Origin of the sequence: Rhizobium sp. Root1212 (genome assembly GCF_001424985.1) — a bacterium.
Lineage (GTDB): Bacteria > Pseudomonadota > Alphaproteobacteria > Rhizobiales > Rhizobiaceae > Pararhizobium.
Genome location: NZ_LMDA01000001.1, coordinates 723417 through 738681, shown reverse-complemented (window position 1 = coordinate 738681; position 15265 = coordinate 723417). Strand labels below are relative to the sequence as shown.

Sequence of the window (15265 nt, the reverse complement as noted above, 5' to 3'; positions counted from 1 at the left end):
CGCGGGGAGAAGGGAGAAGCAAGCCATCACCCTCGCGCAAGCTTCGGCCGCTAGGTCTCTTCCATAAATTGGGCAGCAGGTATGAATGCTGCCCGCCTCTCATGAAGAGACGGAAGTTCCGATGGCACAACCACCTGCTCTGGTCATCCCGAAAGTCGCTCCCCGTGGCCGAGATATCGGCTTCGCGCTCGGCATCGTGGCGATCCTGTCGATCCTGTTCCTGCCGATCCCGCCGTTTCTGATCGATATCGGGCTTGCCTTCTCCATCGCGTTTTCCGTGCTCATCCTGATGGTGGCGCTGTGGATTCAGCGGCCTCTGGATTTCTCGTCCTTCCCGGTCATCCTGCTGATCGCGACCATGACGCGGCTGGCGCTCAACATCGCCACCACCCGCGTCATCCTCTCGCACGGCCATCAGGGCCATGATGCGGCGGGCGGCGTCATCGCCGGCTTTGCCAGCCTCGTGATGTCCGGCGATTTCGTTATCGGTCTGATCGTCTTCCTCATCCTGATCACGGTGAACTTCATCGTCATCACCAAGGGCGCAACACGTATCGCGGAAGTCGGCGCCCGCTTCACCCTCGATGCCATCCCCGGCAAGCAGATGTCGATCGACGCCGACCTGTCTGCGGGCCTGATCGACGAGAAGGAAGCCCAGCGCCGCCGGCGCGAACTGGAAGAGGAAAGCTCCTTCTTCGGTTCGATGGACGGTGCCTCGAAATTCGTGCGCGGCGATGCGATCGCCGGCTTGCTCATCACCGGCATCAACGTCTTCGGCGGCATCATCATCGGCTATGTCCGCCATGGCATGTCGATCGGCGAGGCGGCCGACGTCTTCGTCAAGCTCTCGGTCGGTGACGGTCTCGTCTCGCAGATCCCGGCGCTGATCGTTTCGCTCGCTGCCGGCCTGCTCGTCTCGCGCGGCGGCACCTCGGGCTCGACCGACCAGGCCGTTGTCGGCCAGCTCATCAACTATCCGCGCGCACTGATGCTGGCCTCCGGTCTGGTGCTGGCGCTGGCGCTGATGCCCGGCCTTCCGTTCTTCCCGTTCGCGCTTCTCGGCGGCGGCATGGCCTTTCTCTCCTGGCTCATTCCGCGCCAGCTGGAAGCCGCCAACAAGGCCAAGCGCGAAGCCGACCAGCAGGTCGCCTCGCAGGTCAAGGATACCGAGAAGGATTCGGTCAAGTCGGTGCTGAAGACCGCCGAAATCGAGTTGCTGCTCGGCAAGCAGGTCTCGACCCGTCTGCTCGGCTCGCATCAGGAACTGGCCTTCCGCGTCGGCAAGATGCGCCGCAAATTCGCCGGCCAGTACGGGCTCATTGTCCCGGAAATCAAGGTTTCCGACGATATCAGCATCCCGGACAAGGCCTATCACATCCGCATTCACGGCACGACGATCGCCTCCAACACGGTGCGCGTCGGCGAAGTCATCGTCGTCACCGGCGGCGGCCGCCGTCCGAGCGTGCCGGGGGACGATATCCGCGAACCCGCTTTCGGCATGCCGGCGGTCTCGATCCTCGAAACCTTCACAGAAGACCTGAAGCGCGAAGGCTTCCACCCGATCGACAACGTTTCCGTCGTCCTGACCCATCTGTCGGAAGTCATCCGCAACAACCTGCCGCAGCTTCTCTCCTACAAGGACGTGAAGATTCTGATCGAACGTCTCGACCCGGAATACCGCAAGCTGGCGGACGAAATCTGCACCTCGCATATGTCCTATTCGGGCCTGCAGGCGGTGCTGAAACTGCTGCTGGCCGAGCGCGTCTCGATCCGCAACCTGCATCTCATCCTCGAAGCGGTCGCCGAACTTGCGCCGCATGTCAGAAAAACCGAACAGATCGTCGAGCACGTGCGCGTGCGCATGTCGCAGCAGCTCTGCGGCGATCTCGCCGACAACGGCACGCTGCGGGTGCTGCGCCTCGGCAGCAAGTGGGACATGGTGTTCCACCAGGCGCTGAAGCGCGATGCCAAGGGCGAAATCGTCGAATTCGACATCGACCCGCGTCATCTGGAAGAGTTTTCGGAGCAGGCGACGCGGGTTATCCGCGAACATCTGGACCGCGGCATGCCTTTCGTACTGGTAAGTTCGCCCGAATCCCGCTCTTATGTGCGCATGATCATCGAACGCCTTTTTGCAACATTGCCGGTCTTGAGCCATGTCGAGCTGGCCAAGGGCCTCGAGATCAAGATCATCGGCTCGATTTCATGATCACCGACCCGGAAGGCACGGTGCTGGCGCTGTTTGCGGCATTCTGCCGTATCGGTGGCTGCTTCATGGTCATGCCGGGTTTTTCGACCGCGCGCGTCTCGGTCAATATTCGCATCCTCGTCGCCGTCGCCGTGTCGATGGCGATTTTGCCGATCATGTGGGACCAGATCTACCCGCAGGTCACCGGCAAGGCCCACACCTATATCTACATCATCGCCACCGAGACCGTCATCGGCTCGGTCATCGGCCTGATCGCCCGCTATTACGTTCTCGGCCTCCAGTTCGCCGGCACGGTGCTGACGATGATGATGGGCTTCAACGCCCCGCCGACCGCCGACGTGCTCGAAGACACCCCGGAAAACCAGCTGACCAATCTCATCAGCTTTGCCGGCCTGATGATGCTGTTCATGCTGGATTTCCACCATGTGATCATCGAAAGCCTCGTCGATTCCTACAAGGTCATGCCGCTCGGCGCCGGTTTCGATCCGCAGGGCGTTCTGATCACGCTCACCAATGCGCTCGAGACGACCTTCATGATTATGCTCAGGCTGGCGAGCCCTTTCCTGATCTACGGCCTGCTGTTCAACCTCGCCATCGGCCTCGTCAACAAGCTGGCTCCGGCCATGCCGCTCTACTTCATTTCGCTGCCTTATCTCATCATGGGCGGCATGTTCCTGCTCTATCTCGGGATCGCGGCGATGCTGAAGCTGTTTGCCGATGGTTTCGGCCCGGTCATGCTCGGAGGATAGCCCGATGAAAAGCCGTTCCGACAAGCTGAAGCGTCTTGTGGCCGTGCAGCGGCATCTGGAACAGATGGCCGAAAGCGAACTGGCCGAAACCGCGCGCCAGCGCCGCGAACTGGCCGACACGATCGATGTCGTTGCCGATGCCATGGGCTCGGCCAAACCCCTGCATGCCATGTTCTCCGGCCACTATGCCTCCCAGCTTGGCCGCCTCGCCCAGAAGGACCAGATGCTGCTCGGTATCCAGGAGGTGCACGAGGCGCGTGTTCTGAAAGAGCGCGCCAAGGGCGACCGGCTGGAGGAGAACATGAAGGACGCCCGCATGGCCGAGGACCGCGAGGAAACCGACAATGCGATCTACGATCTCGTCGACCAGCAGATCATGATGGCGCCTCCAGCTTCCGGTAAGGTTGGCAAATCATAGTGCTTTCTCAAGATCGGCGCCTGCGCGCGTCGGCCCGAAGGAAAGGACTGTCCGATGGCCATCTCTCCCCCCAGCGATCTCGTGATGGATGTCGTGCGCGCTGCCGACCCCAGTGAGGTTCAGGAGGCGCAGGCGCGGCTCAAGGCCAATCGCGCCGCCTTCCAGGCGACGAGTCTGGTCGAAAACGGCAACGGCTTTGCCAACACCGTGGCGGTCCTGAACCAGAGCGAGGGCTCCTCCGGCCTCGGCAACATCAACAACCGCGTCGAGCAGCCGAAGATCCCCGAGACCTACCGCAAGTTCGAGGCCATGGTGCTGCAGAACTTCGTGAAATCGATGCTGCCGGCTGAAAGCGAAGACGTCTACGGCAAAGGAACGGCCGGCGACATCTGGAAGAGCATGATGGCCGAGCAGGTCGCCAACGTCATGGCCGAAGGCGAAGGCGTCGGCATCGCCCGCAGCCTGATCACCGACCGCATCGTCGGCAGTGGCGGCCCGGAGCGGGTGAACGCCTCGCTCGACGGCAACAGCAACAATGTCGCGCTGAGCATGGTCCAGCAATACGAGCGCAAAGCGGTGGACCAGTTCCTGGGCACCGAACAGACGAAGGACCGGGCATAACCGGCCTCAAGCCTTATCCGCATCAACCGTTTCCCGGCCTCGGCCGGGAGATTTGAAAACGAATTCTGCGCATGCGACGGGGCTGTCGGGACAGCCTGCCTTGCGCCTATGGGAGCCAAACGATGGAAGCTGCTGCATCCACTGACGTCCGTATCCGCAACGTACTGGGTCGTCTCGAGATGATCCTCGACAATGAGAACGAGCGCATCGGTATCGATCCCACCTTCGATCTGAAGATGTCCAATGCCCGCAAGAGCCGCTGCCTCTATGAGCTGAGCATGCTGAACCGCAATGCCTCGCTCGACGCGGTCTCGCCCTCCTTCATCGACCAGACGAAGCACATCCGCGGCAAGCTGATGATGAATTCGCAGAAGGTCGGCGCCCATATGGAAGCCTGCCGCTCGGTCGTCGATATCCTCAAGAGCGCCGTTCAGAATGCGGACGCCGACGGCATCTATTCTCAGGAACAGTTCCGCTACGGCGATTTCTGATGTTGAAGCTTGTTTTCACCGGCGTCTGGGTCGCAGCCGTCACGCTCGGCTCCGTCTATTTTTCGATGGAGCGCGCCTCCGCGCCGATCGTCTCGGATGCAGATGCCGAGCGCAAGGCGCTGCAGGAATACGTGCCGGGCGAACTGATCACCGTGCCGGTCATCACCGACGGCGCGGTGCAGGGCTACTTCCTCACCAAGCTTTCCTTCGCGGTCGACAAGAACAAGATCAAGGCGCTGCAGGTGCCGCTGAAGGAAAGCGTCACCAGCGCGCTTTATGACATCCTGGTCGGCGAACGGCTGATCAATGTCGCCGATACCAGCTCCTTCGACATCGCCCATTTCAAGACGGCGGTGAAGGACGGCCTCAACAAGAATTTCAAGGATGAGATCATCTTCGAGGTTCTGGTCGAGCAGCTGGAATATCTGTCGAAGGCCGATGTCGCCCGGCTTGCCACGCCCACCGAACAGAAGCAGCGCCCGGTCGCCATCGTCGACAAGAACGGTCAGACCGCCCACGACCGCCTGCCGGGCAAGGAAGCGTCGGCGCACTGAGCCGACATCACGGAAAAAACGAGAGCGCGGGCCGCGAAAGCGTCCCGCGCTAATTTTTTTCCGGGTTGCGGTATTGCTCGTTGATGAAGCCGAACTCCACCATCAGCCGACCGACCGCCACATAGAAATGAAACAGCGCCGCAGACGGCACGCCCGTCCGGCGCCAGAGCGCAAAGCCTCGGAACGGCGAGGCGGCGAGAAGCAGCAGCGAGCGGACGACGGTGCGAAGCCTGCCGGCAAGACCGGGGCGGGCGCGGTGTTCGAGCTGGGCCGAAAGCGCGCCGGTCCTGAGGCTTCTGGCCCGCACCCAGCTTTCCTCGGTGCGCCGCGCCGGAATGGTTTCCATCACCCAGGCATCGTTCGCCCAGGCGAAGGCAAAGCCCTTTGCCTTGCAGCGCCGGTAGAAATCGCTGTCGCCGCCACCGGTGAAATTGAAGGCGGGATCGAGGAACGGCTGCGGCATGGCGCGCAGCACGTCCGCTCCGACCAGCACGTTGCCGGAGGAATAGAGGATCGGAACCGGCCCGTTTGTGTCGTAATGGGGCGTAAACACCGGGTGGCGCTTCATGGCCGCGCGGCTGCGGTCCTCGAAATCGGGCAATTGCGGCCCGCCCACGAGGTCCGCGCCGGTCTCGTTCTGTATCAAAATGAGATTTTCGAGCCACGATGGGGCGGCGATCTCGTCGTCGTCGATGACGGCGAGCGCTTTCAAGCGCGGATAGGACGACAGCGCCGCCGCCCAGCCGGCATTGTAGGCATGGCAGTTGCCGCGATCATGGGCGACGACGACGAGCGCATTGACCTGGTGCTGCTCGAAGAAGGCTTTTGCCGCCCGCGCGCCTTCCATGCCATCGGCGTCGTTTTCCATCACGATCACGGCGAAGGGCGCGCCAGGCGCTTGGGAAAGCACGGTCTTCAGGGTTTTGACCAGATGCTCGGGCCGCCGGAAAGTCGGCAGCGTCACGGCATACCGGATGCTGCCGGCCGGGTCCGCCGCCTGCTGGTGGTATGTCGACACATGCGGCGTTGTCGCGGTCATTCCGGGCCTGTCGGGAAACTCAAACTGACCCGCACTAAATCAAATCTTCCTAAACAGATGCCTAATCCGGGAATTCGCTTTTGAATGAATAGTTTAAGCCGGATTTCACAGCGTGTTGCTATGGTCCTTGGAAGTTGAACTCCAGTCTCGTGTGGCAACATGCACCTGCTCTTCGTCTCCTCACTGGTTCCCGTCGCGAACCCGTCCAGCGGTTTTGGCATCGCCAACCGCGCGGTGCTCGATGGACTGGTCGCGCTCGGCCACCGGGTCAGCGTCGTCGGCTATATCGAGCCGGGACAGACGCCGGCGCAGGAGGGACCGACCCATCTTCTGGGCGAAGTGGAACTCACCAATGCGCGCGTGGGGGCCGTCACCAAGCTCGGTTGGCTGCTGACCGCGCTGATGAAGCGCACCAGCCTCTCCTCGGCAAAGATGCTGAAGGTCTCGGCGGAGCGGATCGAGACGCTGCTCGCCGAACTGCAGCCCTTCGACGGCATTATCCTCAATTCCGTGCAGCTGCCCGCCGCCTTCGCCAGCGTCTTCCAGAAATATCCGACGATCTACGTCGCCCACAATGTCGAGGCGGAAGCGGCCCTTGCCAATGCCGAGCGCGCGGGCGGCCGCATCGAGCGCGCGCTGTTTTTCCGCGAGGCCCGCTATCTCGAACAATACGAGCGCCAGCTGACGCAGGCCGCCTCCCATATCTGGACCTTTGCCGAAGGTGACCGTTTCGGCTTCGGTTACCTGATGTCGGACAAGGCGAGCGTGTTGCCGCTCGTCACCCAGTGGGAAGCGCCCGCGCCGCTGCCGGCCCCGCGCCCGCAATACGATATCGGCCTGATCGGCACCTGGAGCTGGAAACCGAACCGCATCGGCCTCGACTGGTTCCTCTCGCGCGTCGTGCCGCAGCTTGCGCCGGATGTGACGATCGCCATCGCCGGTCAGCTCGCGGGCACGCCGGCCGTTTCCCATCCAGGCGTCACCTTCCTCGGCCGGGTGCCGGATGCGCATGCCTTCGCCGCCTCCTGCGGCGTCATTCCGCTCATCGCCAAAAGCGGATCGGGCGTGCAGCTGAAAACCATCGAGGCCTTCGAGCTGGGGCTTGCGACGGTCGCGACCCGCCAGTCGTTGCGCGGCATCGACGTGATCCCGTCCAACTGCTCCATTGCCGATCAGGATGCGGAATTTGCCCGGCTGCTCACCGAGCGCGTCGCCGATCTCCGGGCCGGCGAGAGCCTGCGGGTTTCCGGCGCGCTGTTCCACCATGCGCAGAAATCGCGGCTGCTGGAAACGCTTCAGGAGGGGCTTGCGAGCCTCGGCCGCGAGGCGTCCCAGGCCAAGCCCCCGGCCACCGGCCAGCCGGCGGCCAAGGAACGATTTGCCGTCCATGAGGGAGGCAAGGCACGATGAACCTTTCGCGCGATACCCAGATCATCCCGTCGCAGCGGATGATCTTCGATATTCCCGTCTGCGATTTCGGCTGGGCGGATGCCTTCACCTTTGCCGACGAACTGGCCTCGCTGCCGATCGGCCAGACGGTGATTTCGTTCCTCAATGCCAACAACGCCAATCTGGCGCTGAAGGACAGGGACTATCACGACATCCTCTGCCGCCATATCGTGCTGCCCGACGGCCACGGCATCGACATCGCCTCGCGCGTCATGCACGGCCGGATGTTCCCGGCCAATCTCAACGGCACGGATTTCGTGCCGGCGCTGATGACCTATATGACGACGCCGCGCCGGGTCGCGATGATCGGCGCAAAGCGCGACGTGCTGGAGCGCGCCGCCGCCAATTTCGCCAAGCATGCACCGTGGCACACCTTTATCCCGGTCAGCGACGGCTATTTCGATCTCTCGCAATCCGATGCCGTCATGGAGCGGGTGAGGGCGGCACAGCCGGATATCCTTCTCGTCGCCATGGGCAGCCCCCGGCAGGAAAAGTGGATCGACCGTTACGTCGGCCCCGGCCACGCTCGCCTGATCATCGGCGTCGGCGCGCTGTTCGATTTCGTCGCTGACGAGATGCCGCGCGCCTCGCAAGGCGTGCGCCAGTTGCGGCTGGAATGGCTGCACCGGCTGGTCCACGAGCCGCGCCGCCTGTGGCGCCGTTATATCATTGGCAACCCCTTGTTTCTCTATCGGGTTTTGCGCCATAAATTGACCTCGGGCGCGAAGGGTTCTTCACGCCAGCCCCGTAGAATTGGACAGAGGCTGCTCTGACGGATCGTTTCATGCGCACAGCTGTCGTAACGGCGTCCTACGCCGCGGATTTCGAGCGTTGCCGGATGCTGTGCGAAAGCATGGATCGGCGTTTGAAGGGTGACTGGACCCATTATATCCTCGTCGCCCCCTTCGATGTCGCTCTCTTCAGCGCGCTTCAGGGACCGCGCCGCCGCATCGTTTCCGAGCGCGAGTTGCTGCCGTCCTGGCTGAGGGCGATCCCCGATCCCGCCTCGCGCGGCCGCCGCAAGATCTGGATCAGCCCCTTCGGCCTGCCGCTGCGCGGCTGGCATGTGCAGCAGCTGCGCCGTTTCGCACTGAGCCGTATCATCGACGAGCCCATGATGTTCTCGATCGATTCGGATGTCGTGCTCTTGCGCGATTTCGACCCTGCCAGCCTCTGGCGCGACGGGCGGCTGGCGCTCTATCGCAAGCCGAACGGCATAAAGCCGCAGATGCGCTCCAACCATCTCGAATGGCTCGCCCATTCCGACCGGCTGCTCGGCATCGGCCCTTACAGCCTGCCGGCCAACGACTATATCAACACGCTGATCGGCTGGCGCACCGATACCTGCCGGGCGCTGCTCGACCATATCGAAAGCCGCCATGGCCGGGGCTGGATACGCACGATGATCCGCTCGCGGCAGTTCTCCGAATGCCTGATCTACGGGCGTTTCGTAGACGAGGTGCTGAAGGGCGAGGGCCATTATCCGAGCAGCGAAGCGCTCTGTCACGTGCTCTGGTTCGAGGATAGTTATGCCCGCGACGCAACGGGCCTCAGGCATTTCCTCGCCGATATGGCGCCGTACCAGATCGGCATCGGCGTCCAGTCCTTCGTCGGCCACGATCTCGGCGATATCCGCGCCCTGATGCTCGGCGAAGCCGCCTGATCTTCGACGTCAGATCACCCGCGCCCGCTCCTTCGTCAATGCCGTGTAGGTCAGCGCGAAGGATGCGGCGTAGACGGCCAGATAGACCCCGTTCAGCATCGGCGCCCAGAAGCTGGCCTCAAGGCTCACCGAGAGCAGCAGCGCCAGCAAGCCTACCTTCAGCACGCCGGCGATCACCAGGTTGAACATCCGCCGCACCGTCGCGCCCGTCGCATAGAGCAGTTCGGAGTGATACTCGACGAGATTGCGAAACGACGGCACGAGCAGCACGGCCATCATAAAGGGTGCGGCTTCCGAGACATTGTTGCCCAACCCCCGCGGGAAGAGCCAGAGATAGACGGCCATGGCGGCGATTGCGAGGAACGAGACGGCAGCCACCAGCGCCTCGATGATCAGCCGCGTGCGCCAGGAGGAGATGGTGCCGGGCGTGCGCATGATCTTCTGCACCAGCAGCACGTTGAACGAGCGCACCGGCAGCGCGGTCAGGTCGGCAAGCCGCATGATGATGGCGTAGAGGCCGGAAACGGCGGGGCCGCCGATCGAAAGAACGGCGATCTTGTCGAATTCCGACTGCACGTAGAACAGCATCTCCGCTCCCGCTACCGAGACCGAATCCGCCCAGCGCCGGAGATAGAGCGCCAGCCGCCAGCGCAGCCGCACTTTCGGAAAGAAGAAGAGGAGGGCGACCAGCAGCCCCGCGCCGTTCGCGACGAGATAGTAGATCGACCAGTTGCCGAGCGACAAAGCGCCGGCAAAGGCGAAGATCACGGCGGCTGCGGTGCGCAGTCCCGTGCCGATGATGACCAGCATCGCTGCCTTGCCGAAACGGCCGAGCCCGTTCAGCACGATGACCACCGTCTCGAGCCCGCGCCAGCAGACGACCTCCGCCGCGATGAAGGCGGCGAAGACGGAGAGCGCCATGTCGGCGGAAAACACCGCGTGATAGACGCCGAAGCTGACAAGCGCGATGAGCGGCAGCGAAGCAACCGCGCCGACGAGAAAGCCCAGGCTGTAGGTGCCGACAAGCAGGGGCTTCACCGTCGCCACCCGGTAGAGCGGCGACATGAACCCGAAGGCGAGGATGCGGGAGATCATGATACCGGCCGCCGACGCCGTGGCGAAGAGCCCGAATTCGGCGATCGACAGCCCGTTGGCGATGCAGATGAAATAAACCAGCGACAGGACGAGCCGCCCGGCAGAACCGCCGGTCATCGAAAGATAGGCCTGAATCACGCCGCGATGGCGGCTATAAAGCGTCTTGGCAAGCTCGATCACGGTCCGGGTCCAATGGTCCTTGGGAAGCGCGGTCCGGCCGGCCAGCCAGGTCGCTTTTCCGCTTTTAGTTTGCAAAGTTTAACGACCGGTTTGGGACAGGGGAAAGCTTTGTTCCCAGCGCTTTTATACGCTCCGGCGGCCAGGCCGTTAACGGTTTGTTGTCCATAAAAACTTAAGTTGTCTTCACCATCGCCGAGTTTCGCTTTCATTATCGCAGGCATTCATGTTCGAGCCGGAAAACAAAAGACGCGCGCCAGCCCGCTCGCTCCTCGACTTCGCGCCGCAGGAAAGGCCGGCGGCTGCGCGCTCGCCGGCGGGCGATCCGGCCTCGCTGATCGACCGGCTGCAGGCGCTGGCAGACGGACAGGAAACCTCCGCAGGACCCCGGCGAACCGCCCCCGAACCCCGGAAGACCGAACCTCGCAAGATCGAACAATCCGCCGCCGCGGTCGAAAAGCCGAAGCGTCCCGGCCTGTTTGCGCGGCTGGGCGGCAGCGTGAAGGCTCTTCCCCAGCCGGCTTCGTCATCGCCCGACCGCCCGTTGATCGATATCGCCGTCATCGCCGGCTCCGTCTGGCAGTTGCGGTATGCGGTGCTTGCCACCACCTTTCTCGGCGCGGTGGCCGGCGTGCTCTTCTCCATGTCGACCCCGCCGGTCTATGTCGCTGACAGCAAGCTTTATATCGATCCGCGCGAGGTACAGCTGACGGACTCGGACCTCTCAAAGCAGAGCCTTTCCACCGAAGCCATCCTCGCCCTCGTCGACAGCCAGACCCAGGTGCTGCGTTCGCCGGCGGTGCTCGCCAAGGTCGCGACCGACCTCGGGCTGGAGCGCGACGGCGAGTTCGGCACGCAGCAGGCAGGAAGCGGCGGCTTCAGCGACGGCGTGAAGGTAATCGGCGAAATCGTCGCGCCGGCCCGCAGGCCGGTATCGGAGGCGGCCGCGCAAACCACCGTCGATCCGCGCGTGCTCGACAAGCTCGCCGAAGCGATCTCCGTCTTCCGCGATCAGAAGACCTTCGTCGTCACCGTCGAGGTCAAGAGCCGCGATGCCGCAAAATCCGCGCTGATCGCCAATCGCCTCGTCGCGACTTTCCTTGCTGAAGAACAGTCGGCGCAATCCGGCTTCTTCCAGCGCACGACCGAGGCTCTCGACAGCCGGCTGTCCGAGCTGCGCCGTGCGCTCGATGAGGCGGAAAACGCCGTCGAAAGCTATAAGGCCGAACATGACATCTTCGGCGCCAATGGCGAGCTGATCTCCGACAAGCAGCTACTCGCCCTGAACGACCAGGTGGCCGCCGTCCGCAGCCGCATCAGCGATGCAAAGGCCAAGGTGGAGATCGTCACCAAGGCGAATGCCGATCTCGTCCTGAGCGGCGGTTTCCCCGAGGAACTTTCCTCCGTCGCGCTTTCGGAACTTCGCAAGCAGTATTCGGGGGCCCGCGCCCAGCTCGGCTCCCTCGACGCCAGCCTCGGTCCCCGCCATCCGCAGCGGCTCGCCGCCGCGCAGGCGCTCGACGTCGCCCGCTCCGAGGTGACCAACGAGCTGCGCCGCATTGCCGCCACCAACCTTACCGAACTGGAACGCGCCCAGAAGGCCGAGCAGGACCTGCTGCGCCAGCTTGCCGTGCAGAAAACCCAGCAGGTCAGCACCGCCGGCTCTCTGATCGAGCTGCGCGAGCTGGAGCGCAAGGCAAATGCCACCCGTACCATCTACGAATCCTTCCTGAAGCGCGCCAGCGAGACGGGCGAAGAGGAAAAGCTCACCTCCCGCAACATCCGGGTCATTTCCCCGGCGCAGGCGCCGCTTGCCCCCAGCGGCAAATCGCGCAAGACCATCGCCATCCTCGGCATCGTCCTGGGCTTCATGGCCGGCATCGGCCTCGGGGTACTGCTCGGCGTCGTCCGGAGCCTGCGACAGCTGCTGTCCCAGGCCGCCGCGCCGGAAGACGTCGAGGAAGAGCCGGAAATGTCCGTTCCGCCGCCGCAGGGGGGAGGCGACGACCCGCCCCGTCGCCGCAAGTCCGTCGAGGAGCCGGAATACCGCTTCGCCAGCCGCAGCGAGCCGTCGTCGCATCACGATGCGGCCTCGGTCGCCGCCCTTTCCGCGCTTGCCGCCCGCGAAGGGTATCGGCCGGAACCGGCGCGGCCGCAGATCGATCCCGCCGTCGCCCATGTCCATGACGAGCTGAGGGCCTTGCGCTCGCGCGTCGAAGATTACGCCCGCGCCCGCTCTGCCCGCCGGGGGTAAACAGGTCTCTGAGCTAAGGGACTTGCATTTATCGCAACGGGACATCATAGGACGCAATAAGGCCATCCTGCCCCTCCGCTTGCTCTAAAGTGTCGCCGAACAACGAAGCCGGGAGAGACATCCGTGACCACCGTTATTGATGGCAAACAGGTTGCCGCGTCCGTGATCGATGCGGTGAAGGCGGCAACGACCACGCTGGTGCAGGAAGCTGGCGTCAAGCCGGGCCTCGCCGTCGTCATCGTCGGCAACGATCCGGCAAGCCACGCCTATGTGTCAGCCAAGGGCCGGATGGCCAAGGAATGCGGCTTCGCCTCCGTGCAGCACACCCTGCCGGAAGAGACGACGCAGGAAACCCTGGCGGCGCTTGTCGAAACGCTGAACGCCGATCCCGCAATCCACGGCATCCTCGTGCAGCTGCCACTGCCGAAGCACCTGAATTCCGAGCCGATCATCCAGTCGATCCTGCCGGAAAAGGACGTGGACGGCCTGAACGTCGTCAATGCCGGCAAGCTGGCGACCGGCGATCTCGACGGCGGCCTCGTGTCCTGCACGCCGGCCGGCGCCATGGTTTTCGTCAAGCGCACCCATGGCGAGGACCTGTCCGGTCTCAACGCCGTGGTCGTCGGCCGTTCCAACCTGTTCGGCAAGCCGATGGCGACGCTGCTGCTCGCCGCCAATGCCACGGTCACGGTCGCCCATTCCCGCACGAAGGATCTCGCTTCCGTCTGCCGCAACGCCGACATCCTCGTCGCCGCCGTCGGCCGCCCGGAAATGGTCAAGGCGGATTGGGTGAAGCCCGGCGCCACCGTGATCGACGTCGGTATCAACCGCGTTCCGGCCCCGGAGAAGAGCGAGGGCAAGTCCAAGCTCGTCGGCGATGTCGCCTTCGAGGAATGCGCCAAGGTGGCCGCCGTCATCACTCCGGTCCCCGGCGGCGTCGGCCCGATGACCATCGCCATGCTGATGGCCAACACGATCATCGCCACCTACCGCAAGCTAGGCCGCAAGGCGCCGAAGTTTTAAGAGGTATGTCGGGGGCGGCGCCTCGGTTGGCCAAGCAACCACCCACACCCTTCGGCCCCGCGCTCCTCTCTCTCCTTCGTCATGGTCGGGCTTGACCCGACCATCTCCCAGACCATCCACGCGGTGGGGATCGGTGGACGCTCGGGTCAGGCCCGAGCATGACGGAGTGTGGAGCGGGCGAGGTCGCTCCAGCGAAAGCTTGCCTGCTGAGAGCCTTCCTTCGCGAACCTTTTTCATCGAGAGCGGTTCGTTGCAGCAGGCGCGCCATACCGCCCTCATTTCCTCCCCGGCGCAGGCCCGGTCGAAGCCCGAACGATCAGTTCGGTGCGCCACAATTCCTGTTCCACCGCATCCGAAGGCTGGCTGATCCGTGAAATCAGTCGGCTCGCGACCCGCGCACCGGCCGCGCGCAGCGACGAGCGCGTCGTCGTCAGCGGCACCATGAAGTTTTCCGGCTTCAGCATCGGCAGAACATCGTCGTGCGCGATGATCGAGATATCCTTGCCGATCGTCAGGTTCGCCCTGTTGATGGCCCGGACCGCCCCGAGCGCCATCACCGTACTGGAGCAGAGCACCGCCGTCGGCGGCTCCGGGTTGGCGAGAAAACGCTCCATCGCCCGGTAGCCGTATTCGTCCGTCATCAGCGAGTTGTGCGACAGCGCCTCGTCGAAGGCGAGGCCGTTTTCGTCGAGTGCGCGCACCATGCCCTTCTTGCGGCGAATGGCGAAGGTGAGATGGCCGTGGCCGTTGATCAGGCCGATGCGGCGGTGACCAAGCTGGATCAGGAGCCGCGTTGCCTCGTAGAAAGCGCCGGTATTGTCGATGTCGAGGAAGGGATAATCGGTCGCCTGATCGATGGTTCGCCCATGCACCACGAAGGGGATCGAAAGCGATTTCAGCATGGCGATGCGCGGGTCGTTCGCCCGGACATAGGCCAGGAACAGCGCATCGACATTGCCGCTCGCCGCCAGCCGCTTGAACGTCTGCTCCTCGTCTTCCGGCGCACTCGGATTGAGCACGAAATGGAAGTCGTGGCGCACCGCTTCTTCACCGAGTCCGGCCAGGAATTCGCCGAAATGCACGTCCGAATCGATGCCCTGCGCAATCGGCATGACAAGGCCGATCGAGCCGGCGCGGCCGGTGGCAAGCCGCTGGGCAGCACGGTTCGGCCGGTAGCCCGTCTCGCGCACGGCGCTCAGTACCCGCTGGCGGGTCTCGGCATTGACCTCCGGATAGCCGTTCAGCGCGCGGCTGACGGTCGTCTGCGACAGGCCCAGCATCTCCGCAAGCTTCTTCAAATTCACGCTCATGAACAGCGCCTCCTCCTCAAAGCGCTTTGATGCCTGGTCGGATTCCTCGCCTCGAATGCCAGACACAGCAATTTTCTACCACCACTGCAAGGAGTGACAAAGGAAAATAGCCTTTGTTGCGTTGCAAACCTTCGCTGCAACAGCGTAATTCCGGGTGAAATACACGAAATGAGGGAACCCTCTTGACTCCACATGGGTCGCGATGGTTTCTTA

14 protein-coding genes are annotated in these 15265 nt (G+C 63.5%); 11 read left to right on the top strand and 3 right to left on the bottom strand.

Annotated features, from left to right (window positions below):
- The first annotated feature begins 121 nt into the window (after positions 1 to 121).
- The 6 genes from flhA to ASC86_RS03480 all read left to right on the top strand — a co-directional run bounded on the left by flhA (position 122) and on the right by ASC86_RS03480 (position 5042).
- Positions 122 to 2209, top strand: coding sequence for a flagellar biosynthesis protein FlhA (gene flhA / locus ASC86_RS03505; protein ID WP_056316072.1), 2088 nt, complete (start codon positions 122 to 124; stop codon positions 2207 to 2209).
- Positions 2206 to 2958, top strand: a complete 753-nt coding sequence (gene fliR / locus ASC86_RS03500; protein WP_056316069.1) for a flagellar biosynthetic protein FliR — start codon at positions 2206 to 2208, stop codon at positions 2956 to 2958. Before flhA ends, fliR begins: the two co-directional genes overlap by 4 nt.
- A gap of 4 nt (positions 2959 to 2962) precedes the next feature.
- On the top strand, positions 2963 to 3376 hold the full coding sequence (locus ASC86_RS03495; RefSeq protein WP_056316066.1) for a hypothetical protein: 414 nt from the start codon (positions 2963 to 2965) through the stop codon (positions 3374 to 3376).
- A 54-nt stretch (positions 3377 to 3430) separates the two neighbouring features.
- A complete protein-coding gene (locus ASC86_RS03490; protein ID WP_056316063.1) occupies positions 3431 to 3997 on the top strand; it encodes a rod-binding protein in 567 nt (188 codons plus the stop codon).
- Positions 3998 to 4119: 122 nt separating this feature from the next.
- Positions 4120 to 4488, top strand: a complete 369-nt coding sequence (locus tag ASC86_RS03485) for a hypothetical protein (RefSeq protein WP_056316061.1) — start codon at positions 4120 to 4122, stop codon at positions 4486 to 4488.
- Complete coding sequence (locus ASC86_RS03480; protein WP_056316056.1) at positions 4488 to 5042, top strand: hypothetical protein; 555 nt, start codon at positions 4488 to 4490, stop codon at positions 5040 to 5042. The genes ASC86_RS03485 and ASC86_RS03480 overlap by 1 nt, the downstream gene beginning before the upstream one ends.
- A 49-nt stretch (positions 5043 to 5091) precedes the next feature.
- Here the strand turns inward: ASC86_RS03480 and ASC86_RS03475 are convergent, their stop codons facing one another.
- A complete protein-coding gene (locus ASC86_RS03475; RefSeq protein ID WP_056316052.1) occupies positions 5092 to 6081 on the bottom strand; it encodes a glycosyltransferase family 2 protein in 990 nt (329 codons plus the stop codon).
- Positions 6082 to 6240: 159 nt separating this feature from the next.
- Here ASC86_RS03475 and ASC86_RS03470 point away from each other — a divergent pair, with 159 nt between their 5' ends.
- The 3 genes from ASC86_RS03470 to ASC86_RS03460 are packed head-to-tail and all read left to right on the top strand — an operon-like array spanning position 6241 to position 9193.
- Positions 6241 to 7491: a glycosyltransferase family 4 protein gene (locus ASC86_RS03470; protein WP_056316049.1), complete on the top strand. Its 1251-nt coding sequence runs from the start codon at positions 6241 to 6243 to the stop codon at positions 7489 to 7491.
- Positions 7488 to 8303: a WecB/TagA/CpsF family glycosyltransferase gene (locus ASC86_RS03465; RefSeq protein ID WP_056316045.1), complete on the top strand. Its 816-nt coding sequence runs from the start codon at positions 7488 to 7490 to the stop codon at positions 8301 to 8303. Before ASC86_RS03470 ends, ASC86_RS03465 begins: the two co-directional genes overlap by 4 nt.
- Before the next feature lie 11 nt (positions 8304 to 8314).
- The gene (locus tag ASC86_RS03460) at positions 8315 to 9193 is read left to right on the top strand and encodes a DUF6492 family protein (protein ID WP_056316042.1); all 879 of its coding nucleotides are present in this window, start codon (positions 8315 to 8317) and stop codon (positions 9191 to 9193) included.
- A 9-nt stretch (positions 9194 to 9202) separates the two neighbouring features.
- On the opposite strand, the gene ASC86_RS03455 is transcribed toward ASC86_RS03460, so the two are convergent.
- Positions 9203 to 10468: a transporter gene (locus ASC86_RS03455; protein ID WP_082509905.1), complete on the bottom strand. Its 1266-nt coding sequence runs from the start codon at positions 10466 to 10468 to the stop codon at positions 9203 to 9205.
- Between the two features lie 223 nt (positions 10469 to 10691).
- On the opposite strand from ASC86_RS03455, the gene ASC86_RS03450 reads away from it, so the two are divergent.
- Positions 10692 to 12719: a GumC family protein gene (locus ASC86_RS03450; protein ID WP_056316038.1), complete on the top strand. Its 2028-nt coding sequence runs from the start codon at positions 10692 to 10694 to the stop codon at positions 12717 to 12719.
- A gap of 123 nt (positions 12720 to 12842) precedes the next feature.
- On the top strand, positions 12843 to 13742 hold the full coding sequence (gene folD, locus ASC86_RS03445; RefSeq protein ID WP_056316033.1) for a bifunctional methylenetetrahydrofolate dehydrogenase/methenyltetrahydrofolate cyclohydrolase FolD: 900 nt from the start codon (positions 12843 to 12845) through the stop codon (positions 13740 to 13742).
- A 275-nt stretch (positions 13743 to 14017) separates the two neighbouring features.
- On the opposite strand, the gene ASC86_RS03440 is transcribed toward folD, so the two are convergent.
- Positions 14018 to 15052, bottom strand: a complete 1035-nt coding sequence (locus tag ASC86_RS03440; protein WP_056318197.1) for a substrate-binding domain-containing protein — start codon at positions 15050 to 15052, stop codon at positions 14018 to 14020.
- Between the last annotated feature and the right edge of the window lie 213 nt (positions 15053 to 15265).